Here is a 16,807-nt window from a genome sequence, read left to right on the forward strand (position 1 = left end):
TTTTATAACGATAGTTTGGTTAAGTTGTACGAGGCCACTATGATTCCCTTCCCACTAGAACTTGAAAGAATAAAAGCCGTCATTTTCGATTTAGACAACACGCTCGTCAGTTCAGATATGAACTTTCAAGATCTTCGTCAGCAACTCGGTTGCCCTCAAACAGAAGATTTATTGGATTTCGTAGAGCGCATCGATCACCCGCATCACAAAGAGCATGCACATAATGTCATTTTTGACCACGAGATTTCCGATGCTGAACAGTCTAGCCCGATGATTGGCTGTCATGAATTGCTGAACTACTTGGAGAAAAAAGCGATTAAAACCGCCATCGTGACGCGAAACTGCCTAATTGCGACACAAAGAAAATTGGAACATAACCAAATCACCGTTGAGCAAGTGATCACGCGTGAATGTTATCCACCAAAACCCGATCCTTTATCGCTACAAGTGCTCGCCAAGGAGTGGCGTTTGATGCCAAATGAAGTGCTGTATGTCGGTGACTTCCTTTACGATTTACAAGCTGCGTACAATGCACAAATGCCGTCTTGTTTAGTGCATCACGGCATCACCGAACAATTTCAAAATTCGGCATCACTTGCGGTGAGAGAACTGTCCGATTTGCTGGCGTACTTTGAATCAGCGCACTGATCCCTTTGTCCGAAAAGCTCAACGAATCAGATTGCCAATTCTCAGAGACAAAAAAAGGAGCACTCATGTGCTCCTTTGGCTTATTCCCGAATCGTATGTAAATGTTTGAACTTAGCCTTGTAGGTAAGCGTTAAGCATCCACATCAGTTTTTCTTGCTCACGGATGTAGTCACCCATCAGTGCCGCAGTACCTTCATCGTCTGCTTCACCAGCGTTTTGTAAAATCTCACGCTGTTTAACAAGCAGAACACCAAAACCATCAACCAAGCCTTTCACGCACTCTTCACCCGCTGTCGCGTTTTGATGCTCTTTGATTTCGCTTGATTCTAAGTAATGGCTAAACGCGTGTGCTGGTGTGTAACCCAACGTTAAAATACGTTCTGCAAGTTCATCAATTTTGGTTTGAAGATCTGTGTAGATCTCTTCAAATTTTACGTGCAATTCAAAAAACTGGTGGCCTTTGATGTTCCAGTGATAACCGCGTGTATTCATGTACAGCACTTGGTAGTGGGCAAGTAGCTGATTCAGTTGTTGTGCTAGTTGTTCTGATTGTTGACGATCTAGACCAATTAAGCTTACTTGTTTGCTCATAATCTTGCTCCTTGGAGAGTAAAGTTTAAAAATTCTTTTGCAGTGTTTGCTGCCGATGGAGTCATATTAGATCTGAGCGGTGAGGAAGGAAATTTGGTTTTAACTATAGCTTTAATAACTAAACTCAATGAGCAATTAGGTTATGTGAGTAGTAGAATATTTGAAACCCTCGACCATTGTATTTCTTCATGGTCGAGGGGCATTCATTGGGGGTCTAAGCCGTTTTAAACATGGCCATTTGTTGATTCAACTCGGTGACTTGTTGCTTCACTTGCAACGACGTCTCAGAAGCATGCTGACTGTTACTCGCCACCATTTCGACCGACTGTGTAATGCCTGCCATTAACCCATTTATGGATTGCGTTGCGTGGGATTGCTGCTCGGCAGCAGCGGCCAATTCTGCCATTTTCTCGTTTAGAGAACCGATCTGCTCTGTCGTTGAAACCAATTTCGTCACGGCATTATCGATGTGTTCAGCACCTTGCTCTGCCAATGACTGGCTGTGTTCAATTTCCTGAACCACCGTGTGAGTTGAACGCTGAATTGCGTTAATTATACCGTTGATTTCTGTCGTCGATTGCGTGGTTCTTGTCGCCAACATGCGCACTTCATCGGCAACCACAGCAAAACCTCGCCCTTGTTCACCAGCTCTCGCCGCTTCAATTGCCGCATTGAGTGCCAGCAAATTAGTCTGTTCTGCTAACCCTTCAATCACTTCCGTCACGCGGCCAATTGCTTCGCTCTCTTTGCTTAACTGCGTAACTTGGGTGCTGGCGCTTTCTATGCTGCTGTGTAAACTTTCCATGGTCGCTTTATTTTGCTCAAGTGCGTCACGACCTTGTTCTATCTCATCTTTTGAATCTGACAACTTTTGCACCGATTGATTAGCTTGATCCAACGTATTACTCGCAGCAAAGGCAATCTCTTCGAGTTGACGCCCCATTTCTGAGATATTGGATTGTTGTTGTTCAACGTTATTGGATGTCACTTGTGCCGATTCGAGAAGCGCACCCATGCTGGTGTCCACTTGGTTCGCTTTGCCATTTACACCTGCAACAATGCCTGCCAGTGACTCGTTCATGCGATTGATAGAGCTCGTAAGGTCAGCCAGCTCATCCTTGCCAACAACGTTCAATGGCGGTTGAGAAATATCGCCAGAGGCTATAATCTTCGCTCGTTCTGATAATCGCTGGACTCTGCGTCCAATGGTATTTCCCATGTATTTTGAAGTCGCAATCGCCGCAATCACGACCAGTAATGCTGCCACCAGCATCGACGTAAGCACATTTTTGATTGATTGACTGATGCCAACACCGCTTTGATCCGCTTTAGCTTGCTGAGCCAACACAATCGTTTCTAGGCTTTGATTTAACGCGTTTGCCGCGGGTAACAACTCATTTGCCATTAGCAAATTTGCTTTGTTCCATTCATCTGATTTACGCAGCGTAATCACTTGTTCAGCCAAGGGGAAATACAGCTGTTGCATCTCTTTAAACAATGACCATAGTGATTGGTCGTTGTCTGACAACATATCCAGTTTAGCGTCGATTTCTGCGACCGATTGGTTGTGGAATTTGATCAGGTCTTGATACTTCTCCAGATGTGTTTGCTGTCCGTACAACAGGAAATCACGCAGTGCCGAGAGAGCATTGGCTAGAGAGGTGTAACTGTCCGCGTAGACTTTAAACAAACGCTTACGCTCACCGCCCATTTCATTGCCTGACTCTTCATTAATTAGGCTTTGAATTTGGTCGAGCGCGACTTCAGCAATGGGTGCTGCTTCGTTAATAAACAGATTATGCGCTGGCAGATTTTCCGCGCTGTGGCTCAACTCAATAAGCTGAGACAGTGACACTTTCATCGCTTCCCATTGCTGATCAACCGACTGGAAATCTGACTCCGAAATCAGAGCTTGCAAGGTTGGCAATGCATCGTCCGTTGATGCCATGATACTTTGCACTTCCTGACTCAAACGCAAACCTTCGGCTTCATCACTTCCCAATAACATGTACGCTCGGATTGAAGACAACGAAGCTTGAACCGATTGCTGAATTCCACGACTGGTATCAACAGTCGGCAAATCGGAACTCAATAATGATGATGCATGCTGTTCAACTATGTTGATATTACGGTAAGTAAAAATCGCAGATGCGATAAATACGACGGCTAACAGCATGAAACTGAGCTGCAACTTCCCTGATATTGTAAGGTTCATCCATAAACTCCTGACAACGATGAGCCTTAAATATAACGACATTTGCGTAAATGTTAAATCAATGTATCAAAATGCATTTAAAAACGAGGCATTCTTCGCCATTGATAAACGTATTCAGAGACAACGACTGACCACATGGCAAAGCTAGAAGCTGTATCGAATATTCGCAAACAACAAAGTGGCTGGTGTTTCGCCAAACAAACTGTCTCCACTGCCTGAAAAACGTTGTAATACAGTGAGCAGTTGCCAGTCGGTAGCTAAAGAATAATTACTTGATAAGCCAGCAAAGTAAGAACCATCGTCATAGTAGCTGGCTGACAGTGTGAAACGATTCAATGCGGTTAAATCAAAACTCACATCGGCATAGTAGGTATTTTTAGTAAAGCTCAGGGTTTTAGCGTTCAGCGGCAAGTTGAGATAGGCAAGCGCGCTGTTGGCATCTTGAGGTTTCGAGATAAACAGCCAAGCCCCTCTTGTCATCCAGTTACGAACACCACCAAAACTGTAATCCGCTTCTAAGCTCGCTACAGTGTTATTCTGCGTTGGCTCACCTTGATATTCAGCGTCTATTGGATCAAACCAAGTTAACTCACCTCGCAGCCCTGCATCGTAAACATCGGTCGCAAATCCAGCTCCAAGAATGTAGTCCGTCCGTGCTCGACCTGCAATAATTTGATAATCCCACCCAGAAACATTTGAAAAATAACGCAGCGAAGCGCTGTTTTGCCCAGATTCTTGTGAAGGAGAAAACACCAAATCTAAACCGTCGGCAAAACCAAGTTTTTTGCTGACCATAATGGCATCGGTGCCCGCTCTCTCTTCATAATCAAAGTCATAAATCGAGTACGCGTTATAAACGTCATTAGGGTTCCAGATGGTATTCATGGACCAGTTAATACGAAAACGCCCGACACTGGCACTCCAATCGTCGCTCTTCCAGCTCACATACAATCGGTCAAATTGAGAATTCAGAATAACGTCGTCTTCGCGCCAGTTTTTGCTCAAATCAAAGTAGCCATTATCTAGCGCGACAAGTTCGGGATATTGAGGAATGTCTAACGCATCGCCCCATAAAGCTCGGTTTCGCAAGCCAACATTAACACGCCAGTTTGGAGAAAAACGGTATTCAAAATTCAGACGATTGTGCAGCAGATGATCGAGCGTATTGCTTTGATCATCTGGCATGCTGTATGTCGCCATATACTTAATATAACCATCAAAATTCCAAGATTTTTGAGGTTGTAAACCAGGAATATTGGCAACAGCACAAAAGCTGAAAAAGCCAAGCAAGGAAAGGCTTAATGCCTGATTAACCACCACCATCCATGGCGGAGAAAAACGAATGTGTAAGCCGCTACGCATGAAACTTCTCTGCCGTGCTACCGATGTTGGCGAAATCTCTCGCGAGGCGTCCGTCTTCAAAAACAATAATACGATGGGCTCGTTTGATGACCCTCGGGTCGTGAGTCGAGAAAATAAATGTCGTGCCCTCTTGTTCGCTCAGTTGCTCCATGATGTCGAGTAACTCCGAAGTACTCTTTGCGTCTAAGTTGGCGGTCGGTTCATCTGCCATGACAAAGCGAGGCTTAGGTGCAAGTGCCCGTGCGACAGCGACTCTTTGCTGCTGGCCACCCGACATTTTGCTCGGACGTTTGTGCATCTGCTGAGCTAAACCAACTTGATCAAGGAGAGACATGGCACGCTCTCGGCATTCTCGTTCCGTTTTGCCTTGTAACTGCATCACAAACTCGACGTTTTCCAACGCGGTCAAAACAGGAAGAAGACTGTAGTCTTGGAAGATAAAACCAATATTGTCTCGTCTATAGGCGATCAGCTCTTTCTCCGACATCTCTGAAATTAAACACCCATCGATTTCAACGCTGCCTGAAGTTGGAGCATCAATACCGCCAAGCATATTGAGCAATGTCGTTTTACCTGAGCCAGAAGGCCCCATGATGGCGACAAATTCTCCTTGTTTTATTTCTAAATCAACGTGTTGTACCGCATGCACAGGGAAATCACTGTCTGGATTATAAGTTTTCGTCAGTCGCTCAAGTTTAATTGTCATCAGGTCTTCTCCCCCATGGCATCAGCCGGTCGATGCTTGAGAATTTGTCGTGCGGGATACAGAGCCGCAAACAGACTGGCCATAAAAATCGCTACAATGATCATTTGATATTCGTAAAACGAAACACGGGGATAAAGCAGAGTATCGACGCCGTATGCACCTAAACCATCGGCCAGCCCTCCAAGCGACAATCCCGTCACACTGAGAAGCTTTATCATGGCAGCGCTGCCAAATAACCCTAAAGCACATCCCGTCAAACCAAGGAACATGGTTTCTAACGTGATCAAAATACGAATTTTGTGTTGCTGCATGCCCACTGCCATCAGCACGCCGAATTCTCTGGTTCGTTCAAACACCGACATAAGCATGATATTGATGATGCCAAGCGTCATAGCCAACACGAACACCACCAGCATGACTTGGTTGGAGATATCCATCGAGCTCATCATAGTTGAAAGCAGGGGTTGAATTTCTAGCCATGTTCTTACCGTTAACGGCTTTCCTGAACCATCGTCGATCAAGGTTCGGGTAAACGACACCGTATTTTGCAACACGTCGTCATCATTGGCGTTGAGCAAAATGGCGATTTCATGCGCCCCTGCTACCCCTGCGATTTTCTCTAGGTCAGCTTTACGGACGTACACATTGCCGTCATCAAAGGTCGTGGACGGTGTTTTGAAGATGCCTTTCACTCTAAACGCAGCGCCAGAGACATCCCCATTGATATCGGAAAGCGTCAGAATGACTTTTGAACCGACCCGTAGCTTCAATCTTTTCGCCGTCTTTTGCGATACAAGAATGGGATTCCGGCCCTCTTCATCCAACCAATAACCATCGATGATATGCTCAGAAAGCGGCGTTATCTTCTGCTCTTGTTCAAGATGAATACCATTAATACGAATACCGCGAGAACTTCGAGCAGAAGCGATCATGCCATCGGCGAGAAACCGCTCCGATACGGCTTTCACGCTTTGATGCTTGTCTAACGTTGTCACGATGCTTTGCGAGTCAGGTATGGTGTCTTTCAGTTCAGGATTAACGAGATAAGCACTTTGATGAATCTGCAAATGGCTGGTTTGCCAAGCAATCGCATTTTTGATCATGCTGTCCACTAAACCATTCATAAATCCGATCATGGCGACAACACCCATCAAACCAAACACCATCGCGCCAAGCATGATGGACGTTCTTAGTTTGTTCCGCCAAAGATTACGCCAAGCCAATTTAATCAACATGCGCGCCCCCTTTCAGCCCACTGGCGATAGGTAAACGAAGGAGACGAATCATCGGGTAGACAAGGCACAAGGATAAGATGATGAGAACCACGATAATTTGGTTAAGCAGCAAGTGAGGATCGAGAGAAACTGGCACAATGGGCTCAAAACCACTTTCCAACATGACATGAGCGGCTTCTCCAGTGATTTCAATGGGATTAAAATAGAAGTAGCCAAGCACAGGTGCACTGACGATCAAACCCAAAACAATGCCAATAATGGCGATGAAAAGCGATTCAATTGAAATTAAACCAATCAGCTTGCTCCTGAGCATCCCAGTGGCCAACATCACGGCAAATTCACGCTGGCGTTCTAACGTCGTCATCAAAATGGTCGCGAATAGACCAAAGCCAACGATGCCATACAGAATGTAGATGAGGAAGATCCCGCCAGCTTTGTCTAATGCGATTTGTTGAGAAAGCTCCGGCGATAACTCCTGCCAGCCTTTTACGGCGACGCTATTGCCGTAATCTCGCTTTAATTGCTCAATCACACTGGGCAATACGCGTAAATTTGAAGTATTGAGCACCCATGCCGTCACTTGTTTATCAAGTGAATACAATGTCTGAGCAGTATCGAGAGGCATATAAACCAATTGGGAATCCAACTGCTGTAACGGGAAATGCAAAATTCCAGCGACACGATACAACCCCGCAGCCGTCTGACCACGATACCCAGCGCCATACAACACCAACTCATCGCCAATCTTCAAGCGAAGATACTGCGCTAAACCGCCACCGACCAAAACCGCATTTTGCCCAGAGGCGATAAACTCACCTTGAACCAACTTGTCACTAATGTGGGAGTACGCATTTTCTGATTCAGGATCAACGCCTAGAACCATGACACCTTTCGAACGCTCCCCTTTCGCCGCTAAGGCAAAAGATTCAACACGCGGAAGAATGACATCGATATCAGAGTTCGCTTTAGATGCTGAAATAAAAGTATCGGTTTGAGGAAGCACATCATCAATGCTAGATGAGTCGCCAAACTCAGGGTTTTGCAATTGAATAAGCCCAGTATAAAACTTTGCTGCGTTTTTGATGTTGGAACTGTAGCTACCTTCTTGGAAGGCTCTGGTGAGTAAGGAAAGAAAAAGCACTAGCGCGAGAGCAGTGGCCGTCAGTAACGTCCGCCTTTTTTGCCGCCATAAATTGCGCCATGCAAGTTTGATGAGCATCCGCTTCTCACCCCTCTCTTTTGTTCGTCTCTACCGCAAGTTAATCACGCAGGGATTTCATTTGCTGCTGCGAGAAAAAGTCATCATTTATATCGAAGTCAAACTGTGCCTGATGCGTGGTAAAAATGGTTTTATTCCCCGGTTTATCGACGGGTTTCATCTCCATTCGCGTCGCTATCTTTCTACCGCCTAACTCTTTAACGTCGTAAGTCGTTAACACATTCACTCGTTCATCGAACTCATCATAAAATTCCACTTTGCGTTGCAAATACGTCGACTGAGAAATCCATAACGTAACTTTGTTCCAAACAACAGGCGCATCAGGTTTAGCCGTCGCTTCGATGACCCAGACTTTATCCCCCTCAAAGCTGTCATTGCCGAGTAAAGCGTGTTGATAATCCACAACGATTGATGATTGGTTGATCAGATCATCATTAGTAAAATCCGACCCCATCCAAGATTGGCTCAACATAGAAGGCGCGATTTTAATTATGCGCTCAATACTCGGCACCCAGTTCCACATCTCTCTATGACGCTTTAGCGATGCGCTGCCTTTATCTTTGGCTGGCGCGGTTACCAACACGAGCGACAACTCCGTGCCTTTTGTCCAACTTTTCATCGTCATAGAGCGTGTCCAATCAGGACGAACGATCTCCATGGTTGCCTCGCTATAACTGGATTTTCCCCTCATTGCTTGGTCTGATTTTTGGACAATATCGAAAGCACTTTCGGCATACGAAAGTGAAGTAAAAAGCAGGAAAAACAGAACGGCGACAGCTTTTGGCATAACTTTCCTCTAAGTCTTTGAGCTAATCTCAGAAACGAAAAGCGGCAATAAAAACTTGAAATTCAATTGAGTATAGCAAGAGGAAAAATCGAAATAGCGATTCACTACGCAAAAACTTAAGGCACCTGACGAAGAAGAGGCTCAACTTTGCTTTTATCGATCACTTTGAACATCGCGCAGTTTTTACCATTCATTTTGCCGCAGTACATGAGTTGGTCGGCTTCGTGCAAGTTTATGATGCCTTTGAACTCGCGATAATAGGCGCAACCCAAACTCACGCTGACATGGATCGCTTGCCCATTGAGTAAAACAGGTCGATCGTAAACACAGCTGCAAATCGCCTTTGCAAGCGTTTCAGCTTCTTTTTCAGATAGAGAGGCAGTCACCAACGCAAATTCCTCACCACCGATTCGCGCTAAGGTTATTCGTTCGTCAGTCAGCGATTTTGCCGTGTCGGCAACAGCGACAATCGCTTGGTCACCGATTAAATGGCCGTATTTGTCGTTTATCGATTTAAAGTCATCAATATCAAACACCATCACGGTTACGTTTTTTTGCAATGAACTCAGCGTTGCCAATCGCTCGATCAAATGCCTGCGATTATAAAGTTTGGTGAGCGGATCCGTCAGCGTCAGTTCAAGCAGTTGTTGATTTGCTAAGGTGAGCTGCTTTGTTCGTAGAGTCACCATTCGCTTAAGGGCGAAGATATGGTAAAGCGTGGCAATAACCATGATGAAAATGGCAATTGGCAACAGGTAAATGGGATATACCGTTTTGACTAAACTCCAACGATTGAGGATCCGTTCTTTGTCTGAGTCGATGATTTTTTCAAAGTCGTGGGAGATTTTCGTTACTGGAACCGAACTGTGCTCGCCTGTCGCAATGCGCAGATCTTTGCTGTACAGATTGAGGGTAGGCACAAACATGCCTGCATCTGGTGTTGTCGCCATGTGGAAGTTAGCCACTTGCAAATCGGCGACAAAGTACAAGATATTTTTCTCGACGGCAGCTCGGATCATCGCATCGTTATTTAAATATTCCACTAGCGATGCTCTTGGGTAGTTGGCACGCACAAATTCCGCTTCATAGCTGCCTTTTACCAAGCCAATAGGAAGCTCTACCTCTCCAGTAAGCACGCCCTTAATATCAACGGCTAGCATATCTTTATTGACGTACAACTTGGTTTGAATAGGCATGATAACCGCACCAAAATCAAGGTACTTATCGCGAGCCTCAGAGTAAATCAGACCAGCGTGAACATCCGCACGCCCCTCCTTAACTGCACGCAAAGACTCTTCCCAATCGAGCAGCAGGAACTCAACACGAACGTGATTTCTTTCGGCATACTCTCGCCAGAAGTCAATCAGAATGCCTTTGGGTTCACCATCTTGTGAGACATATGAGAACGGCTTCCAAGCCTTAGAATTGGTGACAATCAATGTATCGACTTTAGTTTGATGAGCGAAACTGTACGAACACATGGCAAGCCATAGTAATAACAACGAAGTACACGCCCTAGTGCACTTGTAACCATAAGTACTAAAACTTGTTGATGCCATACCCACTACTCACCAGTCTTTTTTTGAAAACAATGTCTGCTGTTTGATTCAAATAAAGATATAGCAGACCTATCAATAACGAAATGAGATGCTTATTGATATGAATCTAAATTAGTACTTTTTAATACGAATTTGGTACTTTTTTGTTATTCTTACTTTGAATACGAAGTCACTAATTTGTTTATGTACACTTCATTAATAAGCTCAATTGAACAATTTCTTAAAAAGAAATTTTCTAGACATCTTGTGAAGAAGTGACCGTCCACCCCTTTGTTTTGCATACAGTTATTTCCCAAACGCGAATCAAAGCCATCAAACATTCGCCAAAAACGCGACAAATTGACTCTGCTGCCATTTGCTTTATGCACATGCACGCCTAAATTTACATACTGACAACTTTATTTACAAATACTTACATCGAACAAATAGCGAAAGCTAAATTCTTGAAAAGCTCATTTAGAAAAGGAATTCAAAATGTTTGGCTTGCGAACTCGAAACCAAGAAGCAGAAAGTGAATACAACCGCTTCATCAAAGGCTTATCCGATAGTATGGCAATGATTGAGTTTGATACGAGAGGCATCATTCTCAATGCAAATGATTTATTTCTTTCTTGTGTCGGATACACACGAGAAGCGATTGTTGGAAAACATCATTCGATTTTCTGTGACCGAGGCTATGTTCAGTCCCCTCGATACCAACAATTTTGGGATGACTTAAAAATGGGTAAGCATAAACGCGGTACGTTTGAGCGTCTAACCTCGCAACGTGAAAGACTGGTACTTGAAGCCAGTTACTTTCCCATTGAATCTGAACACGGACAAATTGAAAAAGTAGTCAAGATCGCGTCAGACGTGACACAACAGAGGCTAGAATCAGAGCAAAAAGAAGCCATTTTGAATGCGTTAGATCTGTCTCTAGCCACGATTGAGTTCGACCGTGAAGGATACATTCTGACCGCCAACCAAAACTTCTTAAAAACCTTGGGATACGAGTTGAGCGATGTTCAAGGAAAACATCACAAACTATTTTGCTTTGACGATTTTTACCAAGAAAATCCCGGCTTTTGGAAAGATCTCGCCGCCGGCCAGTTTAAGTCCGGACAATTTTTAAGGCGTTCAGCCTCAGGTGACAAAGTGTACATTGAAGCCACTTACAACCCCATCTTCGATCCGTTGGGCAACGTCATCAAAGTCGTCAAATTTGCATCTGACATCACTGATAAAGTTCAAAGGGATTTAAACATCTCTCAAGCGATAGCCGACTCTTCTTTTATCGCGAGAAATGCCAGCGAAGAAGCCACATCAAACGTCTGCGGCGCAGAACATTCTCTGAATGAGTTTCGCACCATGATTGAAGAAGTACTGAGTGCCGTCACCGCTTGTGACGATAAAGTTCAAGAGCTATTTAAAACCTCGCAGCAAGTCACTGAAATCGTCAAAGTGATCGACAGCATCGCCTCACAAACAAATCTCCTAGCTCTAAATGCAGCGATTGAAGCAGCTAGAGCTGGTGAACATGGACGAGGATTTGCAGTGGTTGCGGATGAAGTGAGAACTTTAGCAACTCGAACCAGCACGTCGATTGATGAAATCAACCACGTAGTTCTGAGCAACCAATCCCTAACGACCGAAACTCGCTCATTCATCGAGGTCATCAACCAGGGCTTTCTTAGTTCGATGTCGAAACTATTAGAAGTGGACGAGTTTATGAAATCAATCGATGAAGGTTCACACCTAACAGTTGAGTCGATCAGCGCGCTGAGAGCTATCGTCAATCAGGATGCTCATCTCCATCTGAATTCAGCATCAAATGGTTAGCGCAAACTTGACAGCTAAGTATTGATTTTTATGGGCAATAGGCCTGAACAGAAACTTTTCGGTCAAACAATTCTTTGACTCTGAGCATGAAAAAAGCCCTATTCAAAATCCACTTTGGTGAGAACTTTGAATAGGGCTCTTTGCCTCGGTGCTTCATTTTACGGTTGAAGCTGCCTTTGCCTTTTTTCGCTTTGACGACTCGGGTTCTGAACAACTGACTGGTAACAACTGCCTTTAGCGCATTGTCTTTAATCTCGCCTCTGCCGAATTCGGTGTCTTTGTTAAATTCATTCGGCTGAGGATTACATTTTGCTTTTGCCATAAATCCTCCTTAATGGTCGAACCAGATTGGACAATAATTATATAAAGAAGTCAAATTTGTAGAATTCCTCGTATTTTATGCTTAAAAACTTCACTTCTACGTCATTTATTTGAAATTTAATCAAAAACATGCCGGTTAAATAGTGACTAAATACAAATATTTCTCCATAAAGCACTAATATATGTTGACTCCTACAGGATTTAACCTAGACTCAAACACGGCTAGAAAGAAAGTTCTTTGTTTTCACATTTCGTTGGATTTCTTGTAACTCCGTCGTCCTGTGGTACGCAATAGCAATTTATTTTTCCACGCTATAAGCGCCGTTGAGGCGAAAGATTACACAAATTTAGATATTTAGGAAATAGACATGTCTAACACAGCTACTGGCACAGTTAAGTGGTTCAACGAAACTAAAGGCTTCGGTTTCATCCAACAAGAAAACGGTCCTGACGTATTTGCTCACTTCTCTGCAATCACTGGTGACGGCTTCCGTACTCTAGTTGAAGGCCAGAAAGTAGAATTTGTTATCTCTCAAGGTCAAAAAGGCCCTCAAGCAGAGCAAATCAAAGTACTTTAATTCTTAAAGAATTTGATATGATAGCCAGCTTTTAAGCTGGCTATTTTTTTGCCCAAAGCAAATTTTCGCCCATAAAAACGATATAAACCCATGGCTCTAAAACCAACCATTTATAAATTTCGTATCGCTCTTTCCGATATGAATAACGATTACTACGATTCCAAGAACCTTACTATCGCTCTGCATCCCTCTGAAAAACCTCAACGCATGCTGGCTCGTATCTTGGCTTTCTGCCTTAATGCCCAAAAAGACTTGGAATTTACCAAAGGCCTCTCAACCACGGAAGAGCCAGATTTATGGCATGTTGCAGATGACCAAAGCATCACTCATTGGATTGAGATCGGCGAACCCGAACCAGATCGAATCAAAAAAGCCTGTCGCCTAGCCAAGCAGGTCAAGGTCTATACGTACAATACTAAAGCACCGGTGTGGTGGGAGAAAATGTCAGGTAAGTTTTCAATGCTTCCAGTAAGCGTAGAAAGCTTTGACTACGACGCTATCGATATGATTTGTCAGCACCTTGACCGTGGTACAAACCTTTCTGTTATGATTACCGGCACCTCTATTTTTGTTGATGTGAACGATCAACACGTCGAAGTAACAGTGAAGGAACTGCAAAGTCATGACGCCCCTTAGTGAACTGATTAAACAAATGGGAATCAAAAAGATTCCCTTCGTTGATGAGCATAAAGCTGCCAAGAAGCGTTGGTTGAAAGAACAAGCTCCGTTGTTTGCACGCGTATGTGAAAACAAGCCAGCAACGAATCCAGTGCTTCACCTACTCGGGCTCCTGACGAAATCCCATATCGAAGCAAGTGCGTTGTATGAACAACACGCTCATTCGACACAGCAAATGCAAAAGGTCTTGGCAGATACGCTTGGGGATGAGCAGGCAGACAAATTCACCAATCAATCGGCAGAAGATCTTGTTCTGATCACCCATTTGTGGCTCTTCACTCAAGGCTATCTGAACATGGATTTTAGCTTAGCGCACGATCACGCGGAGCAGACACAAAACACATTACAGCACGAACTTGTGATTAAACGTATTGATGTTGACGCGTTCAGAACAGAGCTAATGCAAAGCTTCTATTTAGGTAAAGAGGCAAACCCAACAGCATCAAATGGCTTTTTCGGCTGGTTGAAGCGACTCTTTTCCTCATAAAATACATGGTTTTATCAATACGAAACAACTGATAGACTGCGTCTCCAATGCAACAAGCATCATGTTTGCATTGTTAAGGATTCATACACTGAGCATCAAGGGATCATTATGAAGTTTATCCGTTGGATTTTAGGCAAAATCATTTTATTGCTGAACGCTGTCTTTTCTCCTCGTGGCATCAAACGCACGAACGAAGCACAGAGCAACGTCGATGACAAAGCAAAGCAATACGCGTTATATCAGTTTGAAGCTTGCCCTTTTTGCGTCAAAGTACGACGTGCGATGAAACGACAATCCGTTAATATCGAATTACGTGATGCGAAGAATGACCCAACTCACCGCGCTGAACTTGAACAAGGTGGCGGTCGCGTGAAAGTGCCTTGTCTTCGTATTGAAAAAGATGGCGAAACGCAATGGCTTTATGAGTCATCAGACATTGTCGCTTATCTTGAAAAAGAATTTGCCTAGTTCCCCCTAAGAACATTGGCGGATGTAAAAGAGGCACCATTTGGTGCCTCTTTTCTATTTTGATGTTTTTGCTTCGAAACCGACTGGCGGCCTACTCATCGACAATCAGCATCAACTCAACACGTCGGTTACACGCTTTACCGCTTGATGTGGCATTGCTACATTGCGGCACATATTCGCCGAATCCGCGAGAGAAAACGCGCTGACGCGGAATGCTACTCGCTAGCATTTGTTTTTCTACTTCACGAGCTCGTTTTTCGGAGAGCGTATCATTGAAACTCGCCGCACCAGTGCTATCGGCATGGCCATCAATCACCACATCCACATCGGTTCTGCCTGCTAAATAGTGCCCCAGCTTTCGTAACCAATCTTGTGAGTTTGACGACAATTGCGCCGACCCCGTCTGAAAATGCACTTGCTCTTTTAAACGAATCATAAGGTGACCACCACCGATCGTCTCATGCGGGATATTGTGTCTATCCAAGAACATTTCTAGTGAGGTCACGTTGTTAGACTTTTTTTCGGCCGCCCTCGCCGTCTGATTAACACGTGGAGCCGTCGAAACGTGAGATGCACTCGCATACCCCCACTCAGGGTGTCTCAGCTCGGTGTTTGTTTTTGGGGCTGTATCCAACATATTCCCACCCGGAACCATGTCTGGATTAAGGCTGCTACACCCACTAAGAATGCCACAGACAATGAAAAACCAATGCTTCATACCGTTACCAACGTAGAAAGAATTCTTGTTCACTATGTCGACGAAAAATACATATTCTTTAGTGTTTTTCGTTGTTTGATTGTTTTATATGCACCGTTCGTGCCATTCTCAGTTCGAGCTTGTCGCCTAAGCTGCAACACAGTAAACATCCAATTTGCTAACACCATGTCACTATTCGGTTATATCCACACCAATCTGTTACTAATCGTCTCACTTTATTGTTATTTAATGGTTTTAGTCGCTATCGTTAACCGATAAACTACCGTAAATTTCTCATTCAGAGCGTTGTTATGTTTAAAACTATCTCAAAAGGCGTCGCTTTATTTGCCGCTATTGCGGCTCTGTCAGCATGTGACAGCGGCAATAGTCAGCCACAACAAGGTAAGCAATACGAAGTGTTGCCTGTTTCTCTTCAAGAATACAATCTAGCGCCACTAACCGAAGCTTTTGCCTTAACTTGCGGCCATTGTCGTTCAATGGAAGAGTTTGTCCCTCAAATTGAATCGCTAACAGAGCAAAAAGTTGAAAAGATGCACGTGACTTTCAATGAAAGTGCTCAGATCAGCGCAATTATCTTCTACACTGCTGTCATGCAGCTCGACGCAACACCAGATAAAGCATTCATGGCTGATTTATTTGCAGCGGTTCAAATGGGCGCAGATGCAACAGCAGAAGAGCGTCAACAAGCGGTAGAGAAAGCTTTTGAATCTCGTAACTTGATCAGCCCATACCATCTTGATGAAGCTCAACAGGAAAAACTGTTTGAATACATCACTAAAGCTGAATCCATCACTACTCGTGGCCAAATCAATTCTGTGCCAGCGTTTATCGTAAACGGTAAGTACCAAGTGATTACTGGCGGCCATGACAGCGTTGAGGCAATGGCAGAAACTATTAACTATTTGCTTAAGCAACCTAAATAGACAAGGAGTCAACGTGTCTAAATTTTTGTTTCCTATCATTATTTTTGTTTTAGCTGCATTTTTCATTTACCGCACTTGGACAAACCACAAAGTGGCAGATGAGAACTTTGCAAAAGGCCAAGCTTTCCTATTAGAAAATGCGAAAAAAGAAGGCGTGACCACGACAGAGAGCGGGCTTCAATACCTAGTACTAGAAAAAGGTACAGGTGACGTTCACCCAACCGCAACAAGTAAAGTGAAAGTGCACTACCACGGCACGCTTATCGATGGCACTGTTTTCGATAGTTCAGTAAATCGTGGCGAGCCAATTACATTTGGTTTGAACCAAGTAATTAAAGGCTGGCAAGAAGGTCTTCAATACATGGTTGTGGGCGAGAAAATCCGTCTATTTGTACCGAGCACACTTGGCTACGGCAAAAATGGTACGGGGCCAATTCCACCTGCAAGTGTTTTGATTTTTGATGTTGAGTTGTTAGAGATTCAGTAATCTTTCC

18 protein-coding genes are annotated in these 16,807 nt (G+C 44.1%); 8 read left to right on the plus strand and 10 right to left on the minus strand.

Features of this window, described 5'->3' with window-relative positions:
• Positions 1-39: 39 nt before the first annotated feature.
• Entirely contained in the window at positions 40-648 is a 609-nt protein-coding gene (locus OU793_RS15160) for an HAD family hydrolase (RefSeq protein WP_023624696.1), read from the plus strand.
• Between the two features lie 111 nt (positions 649-759).
• Here OU793_RS15160 and OU793_RS15165 read toward each other — a convergent pair whose 3' ends face one another.
• The 8 genes from OU793_RS15165 to OU793_RS15200 all read right to left on the minus strand — a co-directional run bounded on the left by OU793_RS15165 (position 760) and on the right by OU793_RS15200 (position 10,322).
• A complete protein-coding gene (locus tag OU793_RS15165) occupies positions 760-1,239 on the minus strand; it encodes a Dps family protein (protein WP_005461991.1) in 480 nt (159 codons plus the stop codon).
• Between the two features lie 214 nt (positions 1,240-1,453).
• Positions 1,454-3,454 (minus strand): methyl-accepting chemotaxis protein, encoded by a 2,001-nt coding sequence (locus OU793_RS15170; protein WP_180793895.1) that lies wholly within the window; start codon positions 3,452-3,454, stop codon positions 1,454-1,456.
• Between the two features lie 144 nt (positions 3,455-3,598).
• Positions 3,599-4,816: a hypothetical protein gene (locus OU793_RS15175; protein ID WP_140103555.1), complete on the minus strand. Its 1,218-nt coding sequence runs from the start codon at positions 4,814-4,816 to the stop codon at positions 3,599-3,601.
• Positions 4,809-5,522 (minus strand): ABC transporter ATP-binding protein, encoded by a 714-nt coding sequence (locus OU793_RS15180; protein ID WP_005498410.1) that lies wholly within the window; start codon positions 5,520-5,522, stop codon positions 4,809-4,811. Before OU793_RS15180 ends, OU793_RS15175 begins: the two co-directional genes overlap by 8 nt.
• The gene (locus OU793_RS15185) at positions 5,522-6,757 is read right to left on the minus strand and encodes an FtsX-like permease family protein (RefSeq protein ID WP_140369601.1); all 1,236 of its coding nucleotides are present in this window, start codon (positions 6,755-6,757) and stop codon (positions 5,522-5,524) included. The genes OU793_RS15180 and OU793_RS15185 overlap by 1 nt, the downstream gene beginning before the upstream one ends.
• Positions 6,747-7,976: an ABC transporter permease gene (locus OU793_RS15190; RefSeq protein WP_140103553.1), complete on the minus strand. Its 1,230-nt coding sequence runs from the start codon at positions 7,974-7,976 to the stop codon at positions 6,747-6,749. Before OU793_RS15190 ends, OU793_RS15185 begins: the two co-directional genes overlap by 11 nt.
• A gap of 40 nt (positions 7,977-8,016) precedes the next feature.
• Complete coding sequence (locus OU793_RS15195) at positions 8,017-8,763, minus strand: outer membrane lipoprotein-sorting protein (protein WP_005461962.1); 747 nt, start codon at positions 8,761-8,763, stop codon at positions 8,017-8,019.
• Positions 8,764-8,879: 116 nt separating this feature from the next.
• Complete coding sequence (locus tag OU793_RS15200; protein ID WP_024701407.1) at positions 8,880-10,322, minus strand: diguanylate cyclase; 1,443 nt, start codon at positions 10,320-10,322, stop codon at positions 8,880-8,882.
• Between the two features lie 474 nt (positions 10,323-10,796).
• Here OU793_RS15200 and OU793_RS15205 point away from each other — a divergent pair, with 474 nt between their 5' ends.
• Positions 10,797-12,140 carry a PAS domain-containing methyl-accepting chemotaxis protein gene (locus OU793_RS15205; protein WP_031846892.1) on the plus strand — a complete coding sequence of 448 codons (1,344 nt, stop codon included), beginning with the start codon at positions 10,797-10,799 and terminating at the stop codon, positions 12,138-12,140.
• 28 nt (positions 12,141-12,168) lie between these two features.
• On the opposite strand, the gene OU793_RS15210 is transcribed toward OU793_RS15205, so the two are convergent.
• The gene (locus OU793_RS15210; RefSeq protein ID WP_005482651.1) at positions 12,169-12,462 is read right to left on the minus strand and encodes an alternative ribosome-rescue factor A; all 294 of its coding nucleotides are present in this window, start codon (positions 12,460-12,462) and stop codon (positions 12,169-12,171) included.
• Positions 12,463-12,829: 367 nt separating this feature from the next.
• Here OU793_RS15210 and OU793_RS15215 point away from each other — a divergent pair, with 367 nt between their 5' ends.
• From OU793_RS15215 to OU793_RS15230, 4 genes are all read left to right on the plus strand, one after another.
• Entirely contained in the window at positions 12,830-13,039 is a 210-nt protein-coding gene (locus tag OU793_RS15215) for a cold-shock protein (protein ID WP_005375625.1), read from the plus strand.
• Between the two features lie 90 nt (positions 13,040-13,129).
• Positions 13,130-13,675, plus strand: coding sequence for a YaeQ family protein (locus OU793_RS15220; protein ID WP_025523141.1), 546 nt, complete (start codon positions 13,130-13,132; stop codon positions 13,673-13,675).
• Entirely contained in the window at positions 13,662-14,204 is a 543-nt protein-coding gene (locus OU793_RS15225; RefSeq protein WP_005482688.1) for a hypothetical protein, read from the plus strand. The genes OU793_RS15220 and OU793_RS15225 overlap by 14 nt, the downstream gene beginning before the upstream one ends.
• Before the next feature lie 108 nt (positions 14,205-14,312).
• Entirely contained in the window at positions 14,313-14,672 is a 360-nt protein-coding gene (locus OU793_RS15230) for a glutaredoxin (RefSeq protein ID WP_005461989.1), read from the plus strand.
• Positions 14,673-14,763: 91 nt separating this feature from the next.
• On the opposite strand, the gene OU793_RS15235 is transcribed toward OU793_RS15230, so the two are convergent.
• Positions 14,764-15,390, minus strand: a complete 627-nt coding sequence (locus OU793_RS15235; RefSeq protein ID WP_005482692.1) for an OmpA family protein — start codon at positions 15,388-15,390, stop codon at positions 14,764-14,766.
• Positions 15,391-15,680: 290 nt separating this feature from the next.
• On the opposite strand from OU793_RS15235, the gene OU793_RS15240 reads away from it, so the two are divergent.
• Complete coding sequence (locus tag OU793_RS15240; protein WP_005482658.1) at positions 15,681-16,313, plus strand: thiol:disulfide interchange protein DsbA/DsbL; 633 nt, start codon at positions 15,681-15,683, stop codon at positions 16,311-16,313.
• 13 nt (positions 16,314-16,326) lie between these two features.
• The gene (locus OU793_RS15245) at positions 16,327-16,800 is read left to right on the plus strand and encodes an FKBP-type peptidyl-prolyl cis-trans isomerase (RefSeq protein ID WP_025510148.1); all 474 of its coding nucleotides are present in this window, start codon (positions 16,327-16,329) and stop codon (positions 16,798-16,800) included.
• Positions 16,801-16,807 lie beyond the last annotated feature (7 nt).

The sequence above is a fragment of the Vibrio sp. VP6 genome (assembly GCF_028823755.1).
Taxonomy (GTDB): domain Bacteria; phylum Pseudomonadota; class Gammaproteobacteria; order Enterobacterales; family Vibrionaceae; genus Vibrio; species Vibrio parahaemolyticus.